This is a genomic window from Frankia sp. CgMI4 (assembly GCF_001756285.1).
Lineage (GTDB): Bacteria > Actinomycetota > Actinomycetes > Frankiales > Frankiaceae > Frankia > Frankia casuarinae.
Genome location: NZ_MAQZ01000047.1, coordinates 115,245 through 138,742 on the forward strand (window position 1 = coordinate 115,245; position 23,498 = coordinate 138,742).

The following is a 23,498-nucleotide window of genomic DNA, read 5'->3' on the forward strand; positions in this document are numbered from 1 at the left end:
CAGCATGGCATAGTCACCGAAACGGATTAACCGAGGATGGCGTCGATCGCCCGGTAGACGCGTTCCTCGGAAACCGGGTACGGGGTGCGCAGGCTCTGCGCGAACAGGCTCACCCGCAGCTCCTCGATCATCCAGCGGAGGCGCCGGATCTCGGGCGCCGGCTCCCGGCCGGCGGGGACGGTGGCGAGCAGCTCCCGATAGGCGTCCTGGACGCGCCCGACGGTCGCGGTGTTGAGCCTGTCCCGCCCGGGATCGCGGGGCAGCCGCTCCAGTCGCCGTTCCAGCGCGGTCAGGTAGCGGACGAGGTCCGCCAGCCGGTCGGCCCCGGTGTCGGTGACGAATCCCCGGTAGATCAACGAGATGAGCTGGTCACGCGCGTCGGCCACCGACGCCGCCACCGCCGGGGCACGCAGCTCGCGCAGCGCCAGATCGACCGCGTGGGCGAGGCCGAGCACCTGCTGAACCTCGCGGACCACCTCGAAGGCGGCCTCGGGCAGTCCCGCGCGTACCGCGGCGAGCAGCGCGGTGAAGCCCGCTTCGTCCCAGGCGGGCCCGCCGGCCGCGGCGATCAACCGGTCGGCGGCGGCCCGCACACAGTCGTCCAGCAGGTCGGCGGCGTCGCGGTGCGGGTTGTGGCTCAGGGCCAGCTTCGCGGCGTTCGACAGCCGGGCGTTGAGGCCGCGCACCGGGGAGGGGACGCCCAGCAGCACCAGGCGCCGGGTGCCGGCCCACATCAGCTGGCGCTGTTCGGCCTCGGTGTCGGCGGCTCGCACCGCGACCGAACCGCCCTCGTCGACCAGCGCCGGGAACGCCTTCACCACGTGGCCGCCCGCCACGTTGCCGCCGCGGCGCAGCTCGACGACCTTCGGCAGGGTGCCGAGGTCCCCCCACGCCCGCAGGCCGGCCCGCTCGAGGCCGTCCGCCGCGGCAGCGACGGCCTCCCGGGTCCTCGGGCGCAGCCGCTCCTTGATGGCGTCGAGGTCCTTGCCCTCGGCCAGTACCCGCCCGCCGGCGTCCTCCACCCGGAAGGTGAACCGCAGGTGATCCGGCACACCCGCCAGCGACCAGGAATCGCGCGGGATCTCCGGCCCGCCCATCCGGCGCAGCTCGTGTTCCACCGCGGTGAGCAGGGGCGCCTGGCGTGGCGTGATGTTCGCCAGGACCGCCTTGGCGTAGTTCGGCGCCGGGACGAAGCTGCGCCGCACCGCCTTCGGCAGCGCCCGGATGAGGGCGGTGACGAGCTCCTCGCGCAGCCCCGGCACCTGCCATTCAAAGCCCTCGGCGCCGACCTGGTTCAGCACGGCCAGCGGGATGTGCACGGTGACCCCGTCGGCCGCCGAGCCCGGTTCGAACTGGTAGCTCAGCGGCAGCGCGAGGTCGCCCGCCTGCCAGACGTCGGGGTAGTCGGCCTCGGTGATTCCCGTGGCGTCCGCGGTGACGAGCATCGAGCGCGGGAAGTCGAGCAGGTCCGGGGTCGTCCGGCGCGCCTTGCGCCACCAGGCGTCGAAGTGCCGGGCGGACACGATGTCCGCGGGGACGCGCTCGTCGTAGAAATGGAACAGCGTCTCGTCGTCGACGACGATGTCGCGCCGCCGGGCCCGGTGCTCCAGCTCCTCGACGTCGGCGAGCAGCTCCCGGTTGGCGTGGAAGAAAGTGTGGCGGGTCTGCCAGTCACCCTCGACCAGTGCGTGCCGGAGAAACAGCTCCCGGCACAGGACCGGGTCGATCCGGCTGTACTGGACCGGCCGGGAGGCGACGATCGTCACCCCGTACAGAGTCACCTTCTCGTCGGCGAGCACCGCGCCCTGCCGGCGCGACCAGCGCGGTTCGCTGTACGTGCGATGCACCAGGTGGGCGGCGAGCGGCTCGATCCAGTCCGGGTCGATCCGCGCGGCGGTGCGGCCCCACAGCCGGGAGGTCTCCACCAGCTCGGCGGCCATCACCCAGGCGGGTGGTCCGGACGGCCGCTTCGGCGCGTCCTCGCCCGCCGGGTCCCCCGGGTTCGCCGACGTGGCTGTCGGCCCGGTGCGCTCGGCACGGTTCGACCGCCGGGCCAGGACGGAGCCCGGCCAGAGCGCGAAGCGGCCGCCGCGGGCGCCGGCGTACTCCCGGCGCTCCGGGTCGTAACGACCGATGTGCGACAGCAGCCCGGTCAGCAGGGCCCGGTGCACGGTTCGTGGATCGGCCGCGCCGGAGCTGTCGTCCCGGGGGGTGAGCCCCAGGCCGCGGACCACCGCGGCGAGCTGGCCGTGCACGTCCTGCCATTCCCGGATGCGCAGGTAGTTGAGGAACTCCGTGCGGCACATCCGCCGGAACTGGTTGGCCGACAGCTCGCCGCGGGCGTCGCGCAGGTAGTTCCACAGGTTCAGGTACGCCAGGAAGTCCGAGGTCGGGTCCGCGAACCGGGCGTGGCGGGCGTCGGCCGCCTGCTGGTGCTCGACCGGGCGCTCCCGGGGATCCTGGATCGCGAGCGCGGCGGCGATGACGAGCACCTCGCGCAGGCAGCCCTGCTCGTCGGCGGCGAGCACCATGCGGGCCAGCCGGGGATCCACCGGGATCTGCGCCAGCCGCCGGCCGAGGGGAGTGATCCGGTGACGGGGATCGGACGCGGTGGCGTCGAACGCCCCCAACTCGGCGAGGAGCAGTTCGCCGTCGCTGATCTGGCGGGGGTCGGGCGGATCGAGGAACCCGAACGTGGCCATCTCGCCGAGGCCAAGGTCGGCCATCCGCAGGATGACCGAGGCCAGGTTCGTCCGCAGGATCTCCGGATCGGTGAACTCCGGCCGGCCGGCGAAGTCCTCCTCGCTGTAGAGGCGGATGCAGATGCCGTCGGCGGTCCGCCCGCAGCGCCCCTTGCGCTGGTTGGCGGAGGCCTGCGAGATCGGTTCGATGGGCAGCCGCTGCACCTTGGTGCGGTGGCTGTAGCGGGAGATCCGGGCGGTGCCCGGGTCGATCACATAATGGATCCCCGGCACGGTCAGCGAGGTCTCGGCGACGTTGGTGGCCAGGACCACCCGCCGTCCGGTGTGCGGCTGGAACACCCGGTGCTGCTCGCCGGCGGACAGGCGGGCGTAGAGCGGCACGATCTCGGTGTTCGGCCGCTGCTCGCGGGTGAGTGCCTCGGCGGTGTCGCGGATCTCCCGTTCGCCGCTGAGGAACACCAGGATGTCGCCCGGGCCCTCCGCGCACAGCTCGTCGACCGCCTCGCTGATGGCCTGGGTCTGGTCGCGCTCGGCCTCGCCGTTCTCCCTGCCGGTCCTCCGCGCGTCGGCCGGGCCGCTGGCTGGTCCGCCGGCTGGGCCGCCGGCTGGGCCGCTGGCCGCCGGGACGAGCGGGCGGTAGCGGACCTCGACCGGATAGGTGCGCCCGGACACCTCGATGACCGGGGCACCCGCGAAGTGGGCGGAGAACCGGGCCGTCTCGATCGTCGCGGAGGTGATGACAATCTTGAGATCCGGCCGGCGGGGGAGCAGCGACCGCAGGTAGCCGAGGATAAAGTCGATGTTGAGGCTGCGCTCGTGCGCCTCGTCGATGATGAGCGTGTCGTAGCGGCGCAGCTGGCGATCGGAGGAGATCTCGGCCAGCAGGATGCCGTCCGTCATGAGCTTGACCAGCGTGTTCTCGTGCACCTGGTCGGTGAACCGGGTCTGGTAGCCGACGACGCCGCCCATCTGGGGAGCCGGGGTGCGCAGTTCCTCCGCGATGCGGTCGGCGACGGTACGCGCGGCGATTCGGCGCGGCTGGGTGTGCCCGATCATCGCCCGGACCCCGCGGCCGAGCTCCAGGCAGATCTTCGGTAGCTGGGTGGTCTTGCCGGACCCGGTCTCCCCGGCGACGACGACCACCTGATGATCCCGGATCGCGGCGAGAATCTCGTCCTTGCGCTGGGTGACCGGAAGGATGTCGGGGTAGTCGAGCGTCGGAACGCTGGCCCGGCGCCGCTCCAGCCGTAGCGATGCCCGGTCCACCTCGGCGGCGATGGCCTGTAGGGCCCGCTGGCGCGCGGCGGGCTCGCGGGTGCGCCGGCTCTCGGCGAGCCGTCGGCCCAGCCGATGGGCGTCGCGAGGAGACAACCCGGTCAGCCGCGCGGACAGCTCCGCCGGTGGCACTGGGCCTGCCGGTGGCACTGGGCCTGCCGGTGGCACTGGGCCTGCCGGTGGCACTGGGCCTGCCGGTGGTGACGGTTGCTGCGGCGGCGTGGGCGGCGGCGTGGCGGGAGGATTCAAGAGCTGCCTTTCCACACGTCGTTAAGCCTAGGGCACAGCTGTCCCGGCGGCGTTGCGTTCCTCCGGCCCGTCGGGCGGCGGCGACGACTCTTCGGCCGGCGAATTTTGGGGACCTGAGCACGGTCTGCGGTCCCTGGACCGTGTCTTGCTCCCCTGAACTGGAGGTCGGGCCATCCCGTTACCTCTTCGACGGATGAGAGGTTCGACGGATGAGAGGCGAGGCGGTCCTTTGCCGACCAAGGCGAGGTGCGGCCGGTAGCCTGCCAACAGCCCACCCGGTCGGCGGGGGGCCGCCGCTCGACGCCGTCGCGGCCTTTATGCCGTCGCAACCTCTGTGCCGTCGCAACCTCTGTGCCGTCGCAACCTCTGTGCCGTCGCAACCTTGTCGTCGACAGGAACCTCGATGTTGAGGGGGCTGAGCCCTCATGATGATGAGGTGCGAAGTCGGCCCCCACCCTGGTCCGGGCGACCTCCTCGGGCCGGGCAGGGCGTGACCGCCGACGGGCGGGAGGCGGCCTCGTCCGGGGTGCGCGAGGCGGTCCCGTCCGTGGCGCCGGCCACCGTGCCCACGGTCGCCTCCGCCTCCGCCTCCGCCTCCGCGGGCACGGTGACCGCCTTCGGGGAGGGCGCGCTCGAGCTGGGCCGAGCCTCCGTCGAGCTGGGCCGGGCTTACCAGGCGCTGGAACAGGTCATGGGGCGCGTCCTCGTCACCCTGCGGGCGGTCGCGGTTCTGCTGACGGTGTGCTACGTCGCGGTCTGGCGCTGGTACGACCACAGGCCGGCGGCGATGGCCGTCGCGGGGCTGACGGCCATCGGCGGTCTCGTCTTCTGCGTCGTCGGCCTGCGACGCGGGATCCGTCGATCGATGACCACCGTCACGGTCGCGATGTCGGCGGTCCTCGCCCTGACGGCCTCGTCCTGGTTGCCGCCCGCTTCGGTGGGGGACAGYGGGAACTTCGTCTTCCTGACCGCCATCAACGCCGGGATCGTGACGGTCTGGACATTTCCGACGGCCGTCGCGTCGGTCCTGCTCCTGACGCTGTGCGGCGCCACTCTCGTAGGCGGCTGGGGCCACAATCCCCAGGTCTTCTCTCRGACCGCCATGCTGCTGATCATTCCCGGTCTACTCGGGCTGGCGATCGGTCGACTGCGCCGGATCGCCCGCACGGCCGACCAGCGCTGGGCGAACGTCGCRGCCCGGCACCGCAGCGAGGCGGTCGTCCTCGCCGTCGCCCGCGACCGCCGGGAACGGGAGCGAGTCATCCACGACACGGTGCTGAACACCCTGACCGGCATCGCCTGGGGCGGGGGACGGGACGTGGAACTCACCCGGCGTCGATGTGCGCAGAGCCTCACCGCCGTGCGCGGCCTGCTCGACCGGGACGACGAGGTCGGTCCGCCGATCGGCGAGCGGCTGGCCGAGGTCGTCCGCGACGCCACTCGACGGGGGCTGCAGGTCAGCCTCGACGACCAGCGTCTCCCAGCCATCGCGGGGGAACCTCCCGGTGAGCCCCCGGCGGTGGTCGTGGAGGCCTTCGTCGGAGCGGTCGGCGAGGCGCTGGTCAACGTGGAACGGCACGCCGGCACCCGGCGTGCCTCGCTGCTCCTCGGCGGTGGCCCGGGCCTGCTCATCGTGACGGTGTCCGACGCCGGGTGCGGCTTCGACCCGCGGCGGGTCGACTCCGCCCGGCTCGGGCTGCGCGAGTCCATCGTCGGACGGCTGGTGGATGTTGCCGGGACCGCCCGCATCGACGCGCGCCCGGGGCAGGGCACCGTTGTGGAACTGCAGTGGCGCGCCCCGGACGCGACGACGGGGCACGTGACGCGACCACATCCAAGCGATGATCGCGATGATCGTGGCGATCGGGATGATCACGGAGCCGGAAGGGCCGGCGGGCGGGTCGCCGATCGTCGGGACGTCGCCGCGATCGCCGCCGAGCTACGCGACGCCTATGCCGCCGGGCTGCGCCGGGCGCTCGGGCAGATCGCCGGGCTGTGGCTGATCATCATGCTCGTGCCGTTGGTCGGCACGGGTGGGWGGGTGCGGACGATGGCCGGAGCGGGAGCGCTGTGGCTGCTGGTGGCCGTGCTCACCGTCGTCTTCGTCCGGCGCGGACGGAGTCGGCCGATCAGCGGTCCCGAGGCGGCCGTGCTGCTGTTCCTGGCCGTCGCCGTCGCCGTCGCCGGCATAGCGAACACCGTCGGCGCGGACATCGTCCGGATTGCGGACTGGCCGTTGCTCGTGCTTCCCCTGCTCCTAGCGTTCATCACCGCCTCCCGGCCACTCTGGGAATGGGTGGGTGCGCTGCTGGTCGCGATTGCCATGATGATCGTTGCGGTGTTCCTGCGCGGTAGCACCGAATCGCTGGTGCTGGCGCGGCTGGGGGTACTGATCTACGGTGCGTGCGGGGTGCAGATCGTGACCGCGATGCTGGGTCCCCTGCTGCGCGGCACCGCGGAGACGACCGCCCGCGCCTTGGCCGCCGAGGCTGAGGTCGCCGCCCAGGTGGATGCGTCCACCATGATCAGGTGGGAGCGGGCGCAGTGGTTGCGCACCGTGGGGTGGGAGGTGCTGCCGTTACTCGACGGGGTCGCGGGCGGTTGGTTGGACCCGCGGGAAGCCGCCGTTCGGAGCAGGTGCGCGATGCGGGCGGCCGCTGTCCGTCGCATGATCACCGGGGGTGGTCCGTCGTCGGCGCTGGCGGACCTCGACGTGGTCGTCGCCGACGCCGAGGCCGCGGGAATGACCGTCCAGATCCAGCTGTCCGGCGATCTGCGGCTCGCGCCAGCTCCTGTGCGGGCCATGGTGGCCGATCAGGTGCGGGAGGTGCTCGCCGCCGTCCCCGGCGGCCGGGCGATTGTGACGGTCCTGTGGACGCCGGCCGGCGGCAGTGTTTTCGTCTCGCTGCCCTGGCCGCAGGGCCTGCCGCCCCCGCAGCTCGGCCGCGGGGGAGAGGACGCGGGCGGGATCGAGGTCGCGGTGGAGCTGGACGATCGGTGTCTCAGCCTGGAGCTGACCTGGCCGGCGGCGAGCGCGGTCACGGACCCGACCGGGCGGGTCGAGTCGATCGGTGGGCTGGCGGAGTAGTAGGCCGGCGGAACGGCGGGATGGCGGAGCAGTAGGACGGCAGGCCAGCAGAACGGCGGGCCGGTGGGCTGGCCGAGTAGTTAGGCCGGCGGGCCGGCGGGGCAGCCGGTCGGCGGGCTGGGAGCGAACCGCGTTCAGAGCTCGGTGATGATGCGCCGTAGCAGCTCGGCAGTGTCACCCGGGGTCGTGCTGTCGACACTGAGCCGGTTATACACCTCCATGTACCGGTCGACGTCCTCGCGCTTGTCGAGGTAGGCGGAACCGGTGAGCTGCTCCAGGTAGACCACGTCCGGCAGGTCCATTTCGGGGAAGCGGAGGATCGTAAAGGCCCCACCCTCCGCCGCGTGGCCGCCAAAGGCGAACGGCATCACCTGCAGGGTGAGGTTCGGCAGCTCGGACACGGCGATGAGGTGCTCSAGCTGGGCCCGCATCACCTTCGGTCCGCCGATCGGCCGACGCAGCGCCGCCTCGTCGATGACTATCCAGAGCCGTGGCGGGTCCTTACGGCACAGCAGCTTCTGCCGGTTGAGCCGCACGCTGACCCGGCGCTCGATGACGTCGACTGGTAGGCCACCACTACCTTGCGTGATGATCGCTCGGGCGTAGTCCTCGGTCTGCAACAGGYCCGGAATGAACTGGAGTTCGTAGGTCCGGATGAGCTGGGCCGCCTCCTCCAAGCCGATGTACGGCTGGAACCAGGACGGGAGAACGTCGTTGAAGTTCTGYCACCAGCCAGCGGCGTTCGCCTCCCGGACAAGGGCCAGCAATGGGGCGCGCTCTGCATCGTCCGTGACCTGATAGAAGGTCAGCAGGTCGGCGACGTCGCGTTCTTTGAAGCTGACGCGGCCAAGCTCCATCCGGCTGATCTTCGACTCTGATGCGCGGATGTGGTAGCCGGCGGTCTMCCGGCTGATGCCCTTCTCCTCGCGAAGTCGACGGAGCTGAGAGCCGAGCAGGATCCGACGTACGGTCGGTCCACTTCCCGGCTGAGCTGTCGTCAMGGTCGGCCCCCTCGCCATGGTCAACGCAAGAGTAAGATACTCGATCTTCTGGTTCCGGATGGGTGGCTGGTTCTCTCGTCTGGGTGACACGCGCGTGTTTAGCGTGGTGAGGATTATTTGTATACACGCTTACGGGGAGCGCCGACGACGGGTCTCCGTTTAACGGGGGGTAGGGGTGCCCCCGGCTGTCGGGTGCAGGCGCAATGGTGTGGACGATGACATGTCCGGACATTCCACTCTCACGGTGCCAGATTCCAGGGGCGTGAGGACTTCGGGCCCCCGGACGGCGATCGTGTGCTTCCTAGTGTTACTCTCCACGGCTGCACCCCTCTTCGCTCCTCCCCCCACTCTCCCCATCGGGTTCCCCTCCGCCGTCCGGTCCCTCCGCCGTCCGGTCCCTCCGCCGTCCGGTCCCTCCGCGGATCTCTCCGGGTTCACGCCGGCGCTCTTCGCCGCCGCGCTGGTTCTGGTGCACGATCTCCGTCGAGTGCTGTCGAGGTGTCCCCCGTTGTTTTACAGCTATGTCGCGGGCCCCGGGACCACGAGTGGACCGGAAGGGCCACGGTTTTCGCTACGCCGAGGCTATGACCTTGTGCACAGTCAGGTCGCGCGCGGCCGGCCTCCCGTCGTCCGGGGAGCCGGAGTGCCCCGTCGTGAGCGCGCGTCTCGCCCCAGACCGGGGATCTTTTTCTCCCGGCTCGGTCCGCGGCCGCCTTGTACGGGTGCCTGGCGCATGGGTCGGATTCGTCACTCTTCGGATTTTTCGGACGTTTCGCCTAGTGGGGTCGAGGCCCGTCCATGGTCCTTCTGCGGAGCCTCACGGGCGGACTGGGCGCAGATTCGTGGTGCCTGCATGGTTCTTGTGATGGGATTTTTAGTGCTTTTGGTAGTTATATCAACATTCTCGGCGCCTTCGTCGGAAGCTGTCGATGCTCCCTTGATCTTCTCTTGATCTTTCTTTGGGCTTCCCTGGGGCCGCCCCGGGACTGGTTCGGCGTGGAGGCCGCGGCGGCGCGAGGCGTCGGGCCGGGCATCTGTCACCCGCTTGATGCACGTGCACCCGACCGTGCTGTATCGTGAGCCAAAGTTCGTGCAGCCGCACACGCTGGCATGATGGGACGGTCTTCCGGGGGGGTGTTCCATCGTGGGTTTGGCTGGCGGTCGGCCGGCGGTCGGTGGTTGGCCCGTCGGTGGTATGGCGAGCGGACGGCGTGGGTCGGGGCCGTGGCGGCATGGCTTCCCGGGGCTTCAGGAGATCGACATGACCAAGATCTACAGCGGTATGYCCGCCGCGGCACTGCAGCGCGTGACATGGCAGAAGAGTCGTCGGAGCAACTCGCAGGGAAACTGCGTCGAAATGGCGAAGCTTCCGGGTGACGAAGTTGCCGTCCGTAACTCTCGGCATCCAAACGGACCCGCTCTGGTGTATACCCGAGCTGAAATCKAGGCTCTGATACTCGGGGCCAAAGACGGCGACTTCGACAACCTGCTCCAGTAGTCGCGCCCGTCATGGCCTTCCCGGTTCCGGCAGCCTCGACGAGGCGGGTACGTTCCATCGCCGTGTGGGCTCCCTATGCAGGGAGCCCACACCGGGTCGTGGACGGTGTGGGCACCGCGGCCGATTGTGGCCTGGGGGGCGGTGCCCGGCCGGACCGGGCGGGCGCGTGGCGAGACGGAGACAGTATGCCCACGTCGATCCCTGAACGGATCTTCAGCTCGGAGGATCTGCCGCTCCTCTCACTTCCCGGTGCCGACGGGCTCATCACCTGCCAGTGGATTCACGAGTCCATGAGGGTGCGGACCCCGTCAGGACGCGGCTGTGACGCCATCCGCGGCTGTGACGCCATCGAGGAGCGGCGGCGCGCGCAGGTCGGTTTCGTCCTGGTCGAGCCGGCCTGGCTGGTTCGCGCGGCGGCCGAGCGGCTCCGCGCGCCGGGAGTCGACGCCATCGTCCTGCACGCTCAGGCCAGCCCGCCAGGTCGCAGCGCGCTGGCCTTGGCGTTCGCCTCTCATCTGCGCAATGCCCTGAGACGGCCGGGAGCAGGCGGTACGCCCGCCCCCGGCGGCCCCCCCGGGTCCGGCAGCGAGCCGGAGGTCGGTGACAACGTCGTCACCGCCGGGGTGCGGCCGGATCTCAGCGGCTTCGCCGATCTGATCCGGGTACCCCATCTGGTGACCGTCACCGACGGCACCGGTGCCGTCGCGGACACGGTCGTGTGGGAAATCATGACCGGCGCGCGGTTCGACACCTGGCTCGATGGAGCTCCCCGGCCCGACCAACGAGCCATCGAGGCGCACCTGCCCGGTCTGTTGCGTCTGCGCGGCCTGCACCGGGTCGGCCGGCTGGATCATCCGGGCGCCGGTGCTCTGCTGGACCTGCTGGGCGGCGGCTATCTCTCCAGCAGGTTGATCCACCGCTGCCCCCGGGCCGTCCTCCCGCTCGTCGCCGCGACCTGACCCTCCGGTTCCCCGGCCGGGGGCCCGGGGATACCCGGTGTCCACCTGTATCCTGCCGTTATCCTGCCGTTCGCCGCTCGGGAGTGCCATGCGCGACGGTGGTTACGCGGCGCGCCTTCCACCACCTGACGGTCAGCCAGGGCCTATGGTCAAGCGCACCGGAACGCCGCTTTATGGGGAGAGTCGCGGATGACCGTATCGCTCGAGGACGCCCGTCGGATCATCGCCGCCGGGGAGAAATATGCGGTTCACCTCGGTCAACCGGTTAACATTGCTGTCGTTGACCACGCCGGAATTCTGGTTGCCCACGTCCGGATGGACAATGCCCGGCTCGAGACCGCGGATATCTCCGTCGACAAGGCGTGCGCGGCTCGGGCCTGGGCTCCGCCGGCCCATCTGGTCAGTCATACCGGTGGCGAGGGACACGCTGGCGGCGAGGCGCATGCCGGCGGCGAGGCGCATGCCGGCGGCGAGGCACCTGCCACGGGTGACGGCCGCGTCGGACGGGAGCGTCCGTCGCCGGCGGAACCGGTCGTCACCGGTCTGCCCGGTGCGCTGCCGCTGTGGCGGAACGGGGTGATCGTGGGGGCCGTCGGGGTGAGCGGTGGTCCCGCCCCCCTTGACCAGGCCATCGCCCGGGCCGCCGCGGCGGCGTTCTGACCGGGCCGACCGGACTGACCGGGCCGACCGGGCCCCACCCCMACGCGGTATCGCTCCCCACGCGGCACCGCGTGGGGAGCCCGAAGCGGGATCGGATCCTGAAACCGGGAGCGATCGATCTTCGGTGAATCTCACAAAATCAACGGAATGGCATCGAAGGGTGGTTCTTCTGGTTCAGGCTTGATGGAGTGGGGAGCGTCACGGCTCTGGGAGTCGGGCCGCACCGGCCTCGGCGCCGTCGTGCGGACCGCCGGGCCGCGCTGCTCGGGCTCGTGAGCCTCCTGATCGGCTTGGGAGCGGTCGGCTGCCGGGTCTCCACCGACGGGCCGACCGCGTCCCCGGCCTGCGCGGCGCCGGGCGTCGCTCCGGACGCGATCAGATTCGGCCTGCTCTATCCGGACACCGGAAACGCGGCGTCACTGTTCCGCTCCTTCCGGGCCGGGGTGGACGCCCGGCTCGGGGTGGCCGACAAGGCGGGCGGTGTGTATGGCCGAAAAGTGGTCTATGTCTGGCGGGATGACGCCTCGAATCCCGCCGGAAACCAGGCCGCCGCCCGGGGGCTCGTGGAGAACGACCAGGTGTTCGGAATCATCGAGTCGACCTCCGTGGCCAGTGGTTCCGCCGGTTATCTCAATAGCCGGCGAATACCGGTGACCGGTACCTCGCTGGAGGCGGCCTGGACCCATAACGACAACATGTTCAGCTACTCAAATATGATCTTCGACGGGCCGTCCGTCACGACCTGGGGTGAGTTCGTCGCCGAGCGCGGCGGCCACCGGGCGATCATCGCCCAGTCCGGGTTCTCGGCGACCTCCGTGACCCTCGCCGACAAGATGGCGTTGAGCCTCGCCGCGGCCGGGGTGCGGGTGCTCGGCCGGATCGACGCGACCGGGCCGATCGACATCCCGGGCATCGGCCGGAAGGTGCGCGACAGCGGCGCGGACGTCCTGGTCGGCGCCGTCACCGGCGCCGCCTTCGGCCAGGTGGTCCTGGGCGCCCGGGCGGCCCGGGCGGATCTGCGGGTCATCCTGTCGCCCACCGGCTACGACCAGCGTCTCCTGCAATTGTTCGGCGGAGTGCTGGCCGGGGTCTACAGCTTCGTCGACTACCTGCCGTTCGAGCAGGAGACTCCCGCTCACCAGCGGTTCCTGCAGGCCATGCTGGAGTACGCGCCCCAGGTGTCCCCGCCGGCCCAGCAGGCGGCCCTGTCCGGGTGGATCTCGGCGGACATGTTCCTGCGCGGTCTGGTGGCCGCCGGGCCATGCCCCAGCCGGGAGACGTTCATCAGGGGCCTGCGGGCGGTGCGCGGCTATGACGCGGACGGGTTGCTGCCCGTCCCCGTCAACTTCGCCACCCATTTCGGGCAGATCAACCGTTGCTACACCTTCCTTCAGGTCACCGCGGACGCGAAACGTTTCGCGCTGGTCCCGCCCGTACCACGGTGCGGGACCGAGATCGGCCGGTAGCACGTGCCCCATCGTGGCGCCGCGATGTGAGCCGCGTCCGCGCCGCCCGTGCCTCCTGACCAAGAACTTCGGACTAGCCTCGGACTAGCATCGCTGGGGCGGCAGAAGACGTTCCAGCTCCAGGACCGGTTACCCGGCCGGCTCGGGATCGTTACGAGGACGACACGGGCCGCACCCCGATCTTCCGTGATCTGCACCAGGAGAAGCCAGTGAGCTCAACGCCCGTCAACGTCACCGTAACCGGCGCTGCCGGTCAGATCGGCTACGCGCTGCTGTTCCGCATCGCGTCGGGCCAGCTGCTGGGTRCGGACACGCCGGTGAAGTTGCGTCTGTTGGAGATCCCGCAGGCCGTGCGGGCGGCGGAGGGCACGGCGCTGGAGCTCGAGGACAGCGCCTTCCCGCTACTGGCGGGGGTGGACGTGTTCGACGACGCCAAGCGGGCCTTCGAGGGCACTAATGTGGCCCTCCTCGTCGGCGCACGCCCGCGGACCAAGGGCATGGAGCGTGGCGACCTGCTGTCCGCCAACGGCGGGATCTTCAAGCCGCAGGGCGAGGCGATCAACAGTGGTGCCGCCGAGGACATCAGGGTCCTCGTCGTCGGGAACCCGGCCAACACCAATGCGCTCATCGCCCAGACGCACGCTCCGGACGTGCCCGCCGAGCGGTTCACCGCGATGACTCGGCTTGACCACAACCGCGCGATCGCGCAGCTCGCCAAGAAACTCGGCGTGCCCAGCGCCGAGATCAAGAAGATCACGATCTGGGGTAACCACTCGGCTACCCAGTACCCGGACATCTTCCACGCCGAGGTGGGCGGGCGCAGCGGCGCCGAGGCGGTCGGCGACCAGGCATGGATTGCCGACGAGTTCATCCCGCGGGTCGCCAAGCGGGGCGCCGAGATCATTGAGGTCCGCGGCGCCTCGTCCGCGGCGTCGGCCGCCTCCGCGGCCATCGACCACATCTTCACCTGGGTCAACGGCACCCCGGCGGGCGACTGGACCTCGGCGGCGATCCCGTCCGACGGCTCCTACGGGGTGCCCGAGGGGCTCATCTCCTCGTTCCCGGTCACCGCGTCCGGCGGCCGGTTCGAGATCGTGCAGGGTCTGGAGCTCGACGCCTTCTCCCGGGAGAAGATCGACGCCTCGGTGCGTGAGCTGGCCGAGGAGCGGGAGGCGGTCCGCGCGCTCGGCCTCATCTGAGCCGATTTCTCCCCGCCTGCGCAGGCCGGTGAAGCCTGCGCAGGCCGGCGGAGCGGAGGGACGTGTGGAGGGTCGGTCACGGTTGCCGGCCCGGAAACGTGATTATCCCTCCACGGCTCCGTGTCAGGCGGCGGATGCGGCGGGAGATGACACGAACGGCGGACTTTCCGGCGTCCGTTGTGGTTTCTTCTTGAGGGACGCCGGTACCAGTGCCGGTGCCCGCGGCGTCAGCCGACCGAATCGCAGGCGCGCGGGCGACGGGGGCGACGGGGGATGACGAGGAATCCGGTATCCGGTATCCGGTATCCGTGATTCCGGCTCTCGGCTGGCCTGTCGCCGATGCGCCTGCCGGTCGTCGGACGTCGGCCTGGAGCCCTCGCCGCCGTCAATGGTGGCGAGACGTCCGAGGAGAGACATTGTCCCTCACGTCCACTCGGCCCGTCCCCTCGATCCCGCCGCATTCCCTGTTGCTGTTCCTGCTTCAGCTCGCCATGCTGCTCAGTCTGGCAATTCTGCTCGGACGTGTCGCCGTGCGCCTGCGGATGCCTGCCATCGTCGGTGAGCTCTGCGTCGGCGTGCTCCTCGGCCCGTCGTTGCTCGGAACGCTGTGGCCGACCTTCTCGGACTGGTTTCTTCCGCGTGACGCCGCGCAGTTCCACCTGCTCGACGCGGTGGGACAGCTCGGTGTCCTCTTCCTGGTCGCGCTCAGCGGGTTCGAGATTGATACGCGGATCATCCGCCGGCGCAGTCTCACCGTCGCCCGGATCAGCCTCGGTGGGTTGCTCCTGCCGTTGGGTTTCGGGATCGTCACCGGCGTGCTGATGCCGTCCTCCCTGCTGGGCCCCGACGGCGACCGGACGGTCTTCGCGCTGTTCCTCGGGGTGGCGATGTGCGTGAGCGCCATCCCGGTGATGGCGAAGACGCTCATGGAGATGCGTCTGACCCATCGGGAGGTCGGGCAGCTCGCGCTGGCCGGCGGGGTCATCGATGACGCCGTTGGCTGGCTGATGCTGGCGGTCGTGTCCGCGATGGCGACCACCGGTGTCCGGGCGGGCGACACGGCGTTGTCGGTGCTTTACGTCCTCGGGGTGGGGATCTTCGCGTTGACGATCGGCCGGGTCGTCGTCCGGGCCGTGCTGGGACGGATCATTGCCACGAGTGGTGCCGGGGCCGGGGCTGGCGCCGATCCCGGCGCCAGGAGCGGGTCGGTCGTGGCCTTCGTGGCCGTGCTGGTGCTCGCGTCGGCGGCCGGGACGCAGGCGTTGGAGCTGGAGGCGGTGTTCGGCGCCTTCCTGGGCGGGGTCGTCCTCGGGTCGTCCGGCCTGGTGGATCATGCCAGTGTCGCCCCGTTGCGAATCGTGGTGATGGCGGTGCTTGCGCCCATCTTCTTCGCGACGGCGGGCCTGCGTGTCGATCTCACTGCTCTGAGTGAAACCCGGGTTCTGCTCGCGGCGGTGATCGTGCTCGCGGTCGCGGTCTTCGGCAAGTTTGCCGGTGTGTACGCGGGGGCCCGGGCCAGTCGGCTGACCCCCTGGGAGGGTCTCGCTCTGGGCGCCGGCATGAACGCGCGGGGAGTCATCGAGATCGTGGTGGCCAGCGTCGGCGTGCGGCTGGGGGTGCTCTCCACCGAGACGTACACGATCATCGTTCTGGTCGCGATCGTCACGTCGGTCATGGCTCCGCCGATCCTGCGCCGCGCCATGCGACAGGTCGAGCAGACCGCGGCCGAGGAACAGCGTCGCCTTGTGCTGGACGGTCACCATGCGAGCGGTGCCGGTGGCGTCGGTGCCGCGGAGGCGGGTGTCATCACCCGTCGCGAGACCCGGACGCTCCCCGCGGCTCGGTCCCGCGCACGATACCGAAGGTCGGTGAACCCATCCAATACAACGGGTAGGGACGGGTTAGAATTCGAGGACGAATCCGCCGGCTGACGGACCACCTACCGTCGCGTCGCCGGATTTCTGYGGGCATGCCTACGGGGGACTCGTGACGGACCGGCTGACCGAGGCGGAGATCGAGGCGYTTTCCGCCACTTTTACCAACCAGATGAAGGCGACTCATCTGTTGGAACGTGCCGGGCTGGCGCGTCGGCACCATCCGCAGTTCTACCCGGGTGAGTCGTCGTTCGAGTTCTGGTCCGAACTCGCGTCGCTGTTGGAGAACGGCCTGTTGCCGGACGGCCGGAGGCGCATCCTCACCGAGGCGCATCGGGACTATCGGGGCAACCGGATCTTCGCCGACGCCGTCCGGGAGGACGGTGTTTCCCGTGGCGAGGGCGCCCCGTGGGAGGACGGCGTCCCGCGGCATGTCAGCGTCTTCTGCCTGGATGCCAGGCACTACAGCCGTCAGGACATCGCGACGCAGGCGAGCTGGCGGGAGGGGCTGCGCCGGATCGTCGATGAGGCGGTCGGAGGCGCCGGCCTGCCTCCCCGGTCGATCCGGCTGCGCCAGGATCGCGGCGACGGCTTTCTTGCGGCCGTGGCCGCCGACGCTCCCAAGGCTGTCCTCGCGACCGAGTTCGTCCGGGAACTGCGGATCGCGCTGCGGACCTACAACCGGGGGCGTGACGAGACCGGCCGAATCCGGTTGCGGTTGGCCCTGCACCAAGGCGAGGTGGGTATCGGCGGCAGTGGTTTCGTCGGCGACGCGGCGGTGGTCGCAGCCCGGCTGGTCGACGCGGACCCCGTCCGGCAGTTGCTGGAACAGGACAGGGACGCGGAACTGGCACTCGTCCTGTCGTCCGAGTTCTACCACAGTACGGTGGCCGGGCGGCTGCGGGATCTCGACCCGGCGCAGTACCGCCGAGTCGAGGTGTCGGTGGCGGGCAAGTACGAGGRCCTCGCGTGGATCACGCTGCCGGGGCGCCCGTTTCCGGTGGTGCGGACCCCGTCGAACGGCTCCGATCAGGGGCCGGTCGCGGACGGGAAGTGGGACYTCCTCATCTCCGCGGATCCGTCCGATGAGGCCTGGGGCTCCTGGATTGCCCGCGTGTTGGAAGGCCGTGGTCATTCGGTGCATCTGGCGGCCCTCGACGCGCTGCCCGGTGAGCACGAGATCGGTCTGCTGCATGAAGGGATCTCGCAGTCCCGGCGTACCCTCGCCGTGCTGTCGAAGAGCTACCTGGCCTCGGAGAAGATGCAGGCGGCCTGGCAGGCGGCCTGGCAGGCGGATCCCAACGGCGTGAAGCGCACGCTGATTCCGATCCGCGTCGAGACCTGTGACCCGGCCGGGCTGTTGCGCGGCATCAGCTACATCGATCTCGTCGACAAGAAGGACGGTGCGGCGGCGGAGCTTGAACTGGTCAGGCAGATCGTCCGGTCCCTGAACGGCCGCGGTTCCCGGCCGTCGACTCCGCCACCCTTCCCCGGGCAGCGATCCTGACCGKCCGCCGGCCGGGATCCTCGCGGTCCGCCGCCTCGACGTCGTCGGAGTCACCAGCGGTGCCGGTATCGGGGTCACCAGCGGTGCCGGCGTCGATCAGCAGTCGGCCGAGCCCGCGGCCGTAACTCGTGCTTCCCTCCAGCCTGGACCAGTCGGCCAGCGCCGTCATCATGGCCCGCAGTCCCGCTGCGGACGGTTCTCCGGCAACCGCCTGCTCGGCCTGGCTCTGCACTCTCGCCAGCCAGGTCAGCGCCTCGTTGCCGGCTGTCCGGGCGCGCCGGGCCGCCTCGTCGATCCGGGCCCTGCGCAGGATCGGCCGGCCTGCCGCCGTCGGCGCCCCGGCCAGCCGGAGCAGTCCGGCGGCGCGYCCGCCCTCCGACCCGGCGCGCCCGTAGGCGGTCAGGGCCCGCTGCCACAGTTCCTCCGCGCGTTCCGGATAGGCCGTTCGCGACCGGATGACCCGGCTCCCGCCGGGCCGACGGCCGAGCGTCTGCGCCCCGCCGTCCGGGAAGCCGGCCCAGTCGCCGCGCACCAGCGCCGCATGGGCCAGTGTCGCGTGGTCGGACCCGGCGCCGGCCTCGACCGCGTCCAACGCCATGCCGGCCTCGGCCTCCTGGTTCGCCCGGAACAGCAGATCCGCCCGCAGGATCCGCGCGTACGCCGCCGCCTGTGGCACCGGAAGCTCGTCGAGATGGGTGACGAAGAGATCAGCCGTGGCCAGGGCCTGCATTACGAGTGTTCCGGCAGGGTCGGCGGTCCGTGCGGCGCGCGGCGGATCGGCGCCGTGACCGTGCACGACCACGTGACGGGGCAGGCGATAGGACATGCGATGGGGGATGTGATGGGGGCCGGGCTCGTGCCTCCGGYCGGTTTCGCGGTGGTCGACGCGGAGACCGGTCAGGGCCAGTTGTGCCCGCGCCACCCGAATGCCGGGGATGATCGCGGCGCCGAGCACGCAGATGACCGCGGTCGTCGGTTCGAGCAGCGCGTGCCGTTGACGGGAGATGACCTGCGTCGTCCAGGCGATCAGCGGGGCGTCCGTCATGGTTCGCGACGGCCCGGCTGGTTTGGCCAAGCCGGCCGGAGGCGGAGCGAACGTCCTCGTGGCCCAGGCTCGGACGACGCCGACGTCATCAGGGGACCAGTTGAGGTCGAGAGCCAGCGCGGCGAGGTAGAGCGCCTCGTGCGCCGCCATGTGATCGGGGTCGGTCGGGTCGTGTTCGCTCTGCCGCAACTCCCGCAGTGCTCCTTTCGCCCGGCCGGCGGCGAGCGCCGTCGCCGCGCCGATGAGATGGCGTTCCGCGGGAGGCGGGGAGGGGTAACGGAGAGGCACACCCGCGGGCTCGACGCGGTGCTGTTCGTGCAGCAGGAGCGCTACCAGGAGCCGGGCTGAGGCAAGCGGCATCGTTGCGGTGTTCCTTCACGGACAGCGGGATGGGTCCGGAGCCAGATTTCATCGGAAGAAAGGAAAAATAGCGGGGCATGCCGACAGTATCCGGCGACCCGCCGCGCGGAAATCCATTCCGGCGCTCTCGCCGCGGCCAGGTCGTGGTATCTCTGGTATCTCGCTATATTTTTATAATTCTGAAAAATGCTATTCATTGTCTCTCGGGAAATACGAAGACCGGGGTGGACGTATGGTCGGGGTGGACGCGGTCCTCAGGCCTCCGCAGGAGCATCCGGGCATGTGGGACGCCGTCGACCTGGCTCAGATCGGATCCCATGGCACCGCGTCGTAGCGGCGGGTAAGCGTCGTCATGAGCCATTCGGATCCCATGGCACCGCGTCGTAGCGGCGGGTAAGCGTCGTCATGAGCCATTCGGATCCCGCGAAGAGGTGGCCGTCGATGGCCGGACGGGCGCGATCCCGCGTGAGTTGGTGACGAAGGCGGCCTCGGCCCGCCAGATCCGCCAGTCGCACGGGGGCCCGTACGCTGGGCGGGCCGCCGTCCGCCGGTGCCTGCTCCAACAGCGTCATGGTGACTCCGCGCAGGGCGGGAGCGTCCGGCCAGACGATCATGTTGCCATCGAAGAAACCGATGTTGGTCATTGCGCCCTCCGCGACGAGCCCGCCGGGGGCGGTCAACAGGGCGTCGTCGTAGCCGTCACGGCGGACGAGCCGGCCGTGCTGGATCTGCGCGAACGTCCCGAGATGCTTGAGGTGGGCGAACGGGCGCAGGTACGGCACTGACCGCAGCCGTTGTGGGGTGGTCGGCATGGTTGCCGGTTCGCCGATCGCGACAATGACGCGCACCCCTGCGCCGTCCGGCTGCTCGGTGACGACAATCCGGACCGTGGCATCCAGCGTGGTGGCGGCTGTCGMCGTGGCCTCGGAGCCGGCGGCGGCCGTCTCGGTGGCGTACAGTGCCTGCCGGATGCGGTGGCGAACCAGCTCGCCGTCCAGAGGCTCGCCGTAGAGCTCCTGGTTCGCCTCATTCAGCCGGGCGAGATGCCACCGCAGGCCCCGGGCCCGACCGGCTCGCACCTGCAGCACTGTGAAGTGGCCGTGGGGGAGCAGGGCTAGGCGGTGTGGCTCATCGAGGGGAACGGGGTGCCCGTCGATTTCGACGCGTCGAAGTGTGGGAGTGACCACCTTGGCCACGATAGTGACCCGCCGGCGGGCGGCGGTTCCGTGGGCTGGGCCGTCCGTGGCTGGGCCGTCACGCGCGATGTTCCGGTTGCGTCGCCCACGGAACCGCCGCCGTGTCGTCTTCGCTAGCGTGCTCGTGCGTGCTGCCGACAGGCTGCCGCCCACGAACGCCAACACGAACGCAAAGGAGTGTGGCTATGTCCGATCTTGCCGTCGATTCCACGGCCGACCCGGCGAAACTCGTCAGCGGTCTGCCCGCTATGTCGGAGCGTGAGGTCTCCGACCTGCTGGGTGGGCCGGCCGGTGACGCGGTGCTGGACGAGGTCTTCCGGCAGATGCGCGACACCTTCCGCCCAGAGCAGGCACAAGAAGAGAACGCTCTGGTCCGATTCGTGCTCAACGGTGGACCGGGCGGCGCCGTGCGCACCTACGAGCTGCGGGTCGCCGACGGTGTCTGCACTCTGGCGACACCGCCCGCCACCGGGACCCCGAGTGAATCCGCGGGGGAGCAGACGCTGACCATTATCACGGATCGTGTCCGCTTCGTTCGGGTGGTCTCCGGTCAGGCCAGCGGGGCCAAKCTCTTCCTCACCAGAAAGATCAAGATTGATGGTGACCTGAAGTTCGGAGGCAGGATCCTGTCTTGGTTTGAGATCAAGAAGGAGAGCTGACCGGCGGCGGTCCCCACCGGTGCCGCCACGATGAGGTGCCGGCTGGTGCGGCCGGTGCTGGACGTTCGGGAGTACGAGTTGCCCGCCGGGGCCGACATGGCCGCTCTGTGCCGTCGCGCCGAGGAGGTCAGCTGGGAAGGCCAGCCGAGGAGGCCATGAGCGGACGGGTCGGCGACGTCGTTCAACCGGCGCCGGCTCGCCCCTCACAGGGCGAACTCGGCGGTGTTCAGGCCGAGGGCGAGGGCGGCCTCCCGCACCACGGCCCGCTCGCTGGCGACGAACTCGCCGTCAACCAGGCCGATCACCTGCCCGATGCGCACCACGGCGGCGGCTTCCGTCGCCCGCCCCCGCACCTTGGCGATGTCGGCCAGCGCGGCCTGTTTGCCGGCGGCGAAGTCTGCGGTGAGACGGCTCAGATGTTCATCGAAGAGCCGTTCCACGTCCTGTTCGGGAAACTGGGACATCACCGGATCCGTGGCGATGAAGCCGAGTAGTCCCTCGCGTTCCGCCGGATCGATGCGACCATCGGCCGCGGTGACGAGGGCACAGATCGCCACGGCGGCGTCCCGGAAAGTGAGGCTGCGCAGCTCCTCCCGACGGGCGAACAGCTGCGCGCGCAGTGAGGCCAGGGAGGGCAGCCGCCGGTTGCCGACGGCGGGATCGAGGCCGCGCCAGAGCGGCCAGCCTTCGGCGAGCCAGCGAMGTACCACCTCGGCCATCGATAGCGGGCGCAGGCGTGTCGCGAGGAGCACGTTGATGTTAACCGGAACCAGCGTGTGCTCCCCCCAGCGTGACGGCGTCGGGATGTCGGACGGCCAGAAGCCGGCGAACATGATACTGAGCACGTGATCGGTTGCGGATTCAGGTGAGTGGCCGGTGATGGTTCCGTCGTGCTCGACCGCCCCGATGAACTGCCGGGAGATCGTCCGAGGGCCGGCGAGGCGGCCTACCTGCCGTTCGAGAGCGTCGTCCGTGCTCTCTCCCGCCGCCACCGGACSGCCCGGAAGGACATGCCAGGCTTCTCCCGGCGGGCGAGCGAGGAGAATGCGGTCGTCAATCCGTACGAGAAGCCGAACATCAAGCCGAATAGCAGCCTGCAAAGGCATACCGAAAGCCTCCTGAAGACGCACGGCACAAGGCGGGTTACGCGCAGGCACCATCATCCACCAGATGGCGGAGCGAGTGGACGCGGCGGTCCGGAACTACTCATCTGCGCTGCCGGCGTGACCGCTCGGTCCGGGTGCCGCGTGCCGCCGTAGACCGCCGGGCGTCGCGCAGGTCCGCGGCCAGTGGTGGGGTGGGATCGGCCAGTCTCGGAAGGATGATGGTGTCTGTGGCGGCTAGGACGTCGAGCCGTCCGGACCTTAGCGCCGAGGCGTGGGCGCGGCGCCACCGGATCCGTATCCAGACCGTCCGCGCCCGATCCTAGGCCGATCCTGAGAGGCATACCGTGACCAAGTTTCTGCTCAGCGTGCATGTCCTGGCCGCGATCCTCGCGATCGGACYGGTCACCGTGGCCGCCAGCATGTTCGCCCCGGCTGCGCGCCTGGCGCTGACCTCCCCGGGCGACGAGCGTGCTGCCGGGATCGTCCGCGTGCTGCACCGGATCTGTGGCGTCTACTCCGCGCTCGGCCTCGTCGTACCGATCTTCGGGTTCTTCACCGCGCAGAGCCTGGGGGATGAAAGCTGCTGCCGAATCAGCGTCCGATGGCGTCTGATGGCCTCTGATGGCGTCGTATGATGTTCGTGTGAACCTTAAGGAGTGGGCCGCCGCGAACGGCGTCGGGTACACCACGGCGCGGCGCTGGTACCGCGACGGCCTGCTCCCGGTCCCTGCCCGCAAGGTCGGTGGGCTGGTACTCGTCGACGAACCCACCGTGCCGGCCGGGCGCCCCGTCGCGGTGGTGTACGCCCGGGTGTCGTCCGCTGACCAGAAGCCGGACCTTGACCGGCAGGTCGCCAGGATCGTCACCTGGGCGGCCAGCCAGAACCTGGCTGTCGGCAGGGTCGTGACCGAGGTCGGGTCGGCGCTCAACGGTCATCGGCGGAAGTTCCTCGGCCTGCTGCGCGACCCGGCCGTGGCGACGATCGTCGTCGAGCACCGGGACCGGTTTGCCCGGTTCGGCGCCGAGTATGTCGAGGCGGCGCTGTCGGCGCAGGGCCGGCGGCTGCTGGTCGTCGACCCGGSCGAGGTCGACGACGACCTGGTGGGCGACGTCACCGAGATCCTGACGTCGCTGTGCGCCCGGTTGTACGGTCGCCGGGCCGCCGTGAACCGTGCCACGCGTGCGGTCGCCGCCGCCACCGAGGCTGGCGAGTGACGACGCTCCAGGCGTACCGCTTCGCCCTCGACCCGAACCAGGCCCAGCTCGCCGGTATCCGCCGCCACGCCGGGGCGTCGAGGTTCGCCTACAACTGGGGCCTGGCCCGGGTGAAGGCCGCGCACGCCCAGCGTGACGCCGAGCAGTCCTACGGGCTGACGGGCGACCTGCTCACCCCCGTCCCGTGGACGCTCCCCGCGCTGCGCCTCGCGTGGAACGCGGTCAAGCGGGACATCGCCCCATGGTGGGACGAGTGCTCGAAGGAGGCGTACTCGGCCGGGCTGGACCAGCTTGCCCGCGGGTTGAAGAACTTCACCGACTCCCGGCAAGGGAAGCGGAAGGGCCGGCGGGTCGGCTTTCCCAGGTTCAAGAAGCGGGGAAAGGCCCGTGACTCGTTCCGGTACACCACCGGCGCCTACGGCCCGGCTGACGAGACCTA

The 23,498-nt window shown here is 70.3% G+C and carries 16 protein-coding genes and 1 pseudogene; 12 read left to right on the forward strand and 5 right to left on the reverse strand.

Features of this window, described 5'->3' with window-relative positions; genetic code table 11:
• Window positions 1-26 precede the first annotated feature (26 nt).
• A complete protein-coding gene (gene hrpA / locus Manayef4_RS05625; RefSeq protein WP_023840337.1) occupies window positions 27-4,109 on the reverse strand; it encodes an ATP-dependent RNA helicase HrpA in 4,083 nt (1,360 codons plus the stop codon).
• A gap of 607 nt (window positions 4,110-4,716) precedes the next feature.
• Between hrpA and Manayef4_RS05630 the strand changes: the two genes are divergently transcribed.
• Window positions 4,717-7,314, forward strand: a complete 2,598-nt coding sequence (locus Manayef4_RS05630) for a histidine kinase (protein WP_254665479.1) — start codon at window positions 4,717-4,719, stop codon at window positions 7,312-7,314.
• 134 nt (window positions 7,315-7,448) lie between these two features.
• Here the strand turns inward: Manayef4_RS05630 and Manayef4_RS05635 are convergent, their stop codons facing one another.
• Window positions 7,449-8,333, reverse strand: a complete 885-nt coding sequence (locus Manayef4_RS05635; RefSeq protein ID WP_070130872.1) for a helix-turn-helix transcriptional regulator — start codon at window positions 8,331-8,333, stop codon at window positions 7,449-7,451.
• A 1,243-nt stretch (window positions 8,334-9,576) separates the two neighbouring features.
• Between Manayef4_RS05635 and Manayef4_RS05640 the strand changes: the two genes are divergently transcribed.
• From Manayef4_RS05640 to Manayef4_RS05670, 7 genes are all read left to right on the forward strand, one after another.
• Window positions 9,577-9,813 (forward strand): DUF397 domain-containing protein, encoded by a 237-nt coding sequence (locus tag Manayef4_RS05640; protein ID WP_070130873.1) that lies wholly within the window; start codon window positions 9,577-9,579, stop codon window positions 9,811-9,813.
• A 185-nt stretch (window positions 9,814-9,998) separates the two neighbouring features.
• Window positions 9,999-10,772 (forward strand): hypothetical protein, encoded by a 774-nt coding sequence (locus tag Manayef4_RS05645; protein WP_011437823.1) that lies wholly within the window; start codon window positions 9,999-10,001, stop codon window positions 10,770-10,772.
• Window positions 10,773-10,961: 189 nt separating this feature from the next.
• Window positions 10,962-11,432, forward strand: a complete 471-nt coding sequence (locus tag Manayef4_RS05650) for a heme-binding protein (protein WP_011437822.1) — start codon at window positions 10,962-10,964, stop codon at window positions 11,430-11,432.
• 188 nt (window positions 11,433-11,620) lie between these two features.
• Window positions 11,621-12,898, forward strand: coding sequence for an ABC transporter substrate-binding protein (locus tag Manayef4_RS05655; RefSeq protein WP_011437821.1), 1,278 nt, complete (start codon window positions 11,621-11,623; stop codon window positions 12,896-12,898).
• 209 nt (window positions 12,899-13,107) lie between these two features.
• Window positions 13,108-14,097 (forward strand): malate dehydrogenase, encoded by a 990-nt coding sequence (locus tag Manayef4_RS05660; RefSeq protein WP_070130874.1) that lies wholly within the window; start codon window positions 13,108-13,110, stop codon window positions 14,095-14,097.
• Window positions 14,098-14,513: 416 nt separating this feature from the next.
• Entirely contained in the window at window positions 14,514-16,028 is a 1,515-nt protein-coding gene (locus tag Manayef4_RS05665) for a cation:proton antiporter (protein ID WP_023840335.1), read from the forward strand.
• Between the two features lie 55 nt (window positions 16,029-16,083).
• Window positions 16,084-17,478, forward strand: a complete 1,395-nt coding sequence (locus tag Manayef4_RS05670; RefSeq protein WP_070130875.1) for a toll/interleukin-1 receptor domain-containing protein — start codon at window positions 16,084-16,086, stop codon at window positions 17,476-17,478.
• Here Manayef4_RS05670 and Manayef4_RS05675 read toward each other — a convergent pair.
• Window positions 17,399-18,883, reverse strand: a complete 1,485-nt coding sequence (locus Manayef4_RS05675) for a hypothetical protein (protein WP_070130876.1) — start codon at window positions 18,881-18,883, stop codon at window positions 17,399-17,401. The genes Manayef4_RS05670 and Manayef4_RS05675 overlap by 80 nt on opposite strands.
• 350 nt (window positions 18,884-19,233) lie before the next feature.
• The gene (locus Manayef4_RS05680; RefSeq protein WP_083282295.1) at window positions 19,234-20,079 is read right to left on the reverse strand and encodes an aminotransferase class IV family protein; all 846 of its coding nucleotides are present in this window, start codon (window positions 20,077-20,079) and stop codon (window positions 19,234-19,236) included.
• A gap of 185 nt (window positions 20,080-20,264) precedes the next feature.
• On the opposite strand from Manayef4_RS05680, the gene Manayef4_RS05685 reads away from it, so the two are divergent.
• The gene (locus Manayef4_RS05685; protein WP_070130877.1) at window positions 20,265-20,738 is read left to right on the forward strand and encodes an SCP2 sterol-binding domain-containing protein; all 474 of its coding nucleotides are present in this window, start codon (window positions 20,265-20,267) and stop codon (window positions 20,736-20,738) included.
• A gap of 203 nt (window positions 20,739-20,941) precedes the next feature.
• On the opposite strand, the gene Manayef4_RS05690 is transcribed toward Manayef4_RS05685, so the two are convergent.
• Window positions 20,942-21,844: a TerB family tellurite resistance protein gene (locus Manayef4_RS05690; protein WP_070130890.1), complete on the reverse strand. Its 903-nt coding sequence runs from the start codon at window positions 21,842-21,844 to the stop codon at window positions 20,942-20,944.
• A gap of 344 nt (window positions 21,845-22,188) precedes the next feature.
• Here Manayef4_RS05690 and Manayef4_RS05695 point away from each other — a divergent pair.
• The 3 genes and pseudogenes from Manayef4_RS05695 to Manayef4_RS05705 form a co-directional block, all read left to right on the forward strand.
• Window positions 22,189-22,416 (forward strand): annotated as a pseudogene (locus Manayef4_RS05695) (protease); the annotation flags it as partial.
• Between the two features lie 70 nt (window positions 22,417-22,486).
• Window positions 22,487-23,059: an IS607 family transposase gene (locus Manayef4_RS05700; RefSeq protein WP_070130878.1), complete on the forward strand. Its 573-nt coding sequence runs from the start codon at window positions 22,487-22,489 to the stop codon at window positions 23,057-23,059.
• Window positions 23,056-23,498 (forward strand): helix-turn-helix domain-containing protein (locus Manayef4_RS05705; protein ID WP_139140014.1); only part of this gene is annotated, 443 nt, incomplete at its 3' end. The genes Manayef4_RS05700 and Manayef4_RS05705, both read left to right, overlap by 4 nt.

Coding starts and splice junctions, on each gene's coding strand:
- Manayef4_RS05650 (WP_011437822.1), top strand. CDS start 10,962: ATGACCGTATCGCTCGAGGACGCCCGTCGGATCATCGCCGCCGGGGAG.
- Manayef4_RS05645 (WP_011437823.1), top strand. CDS start 9,999: ATGCCCACGTCGATCCCTGAACGGATCTTCAGCTCGGAGGATCTGCCG.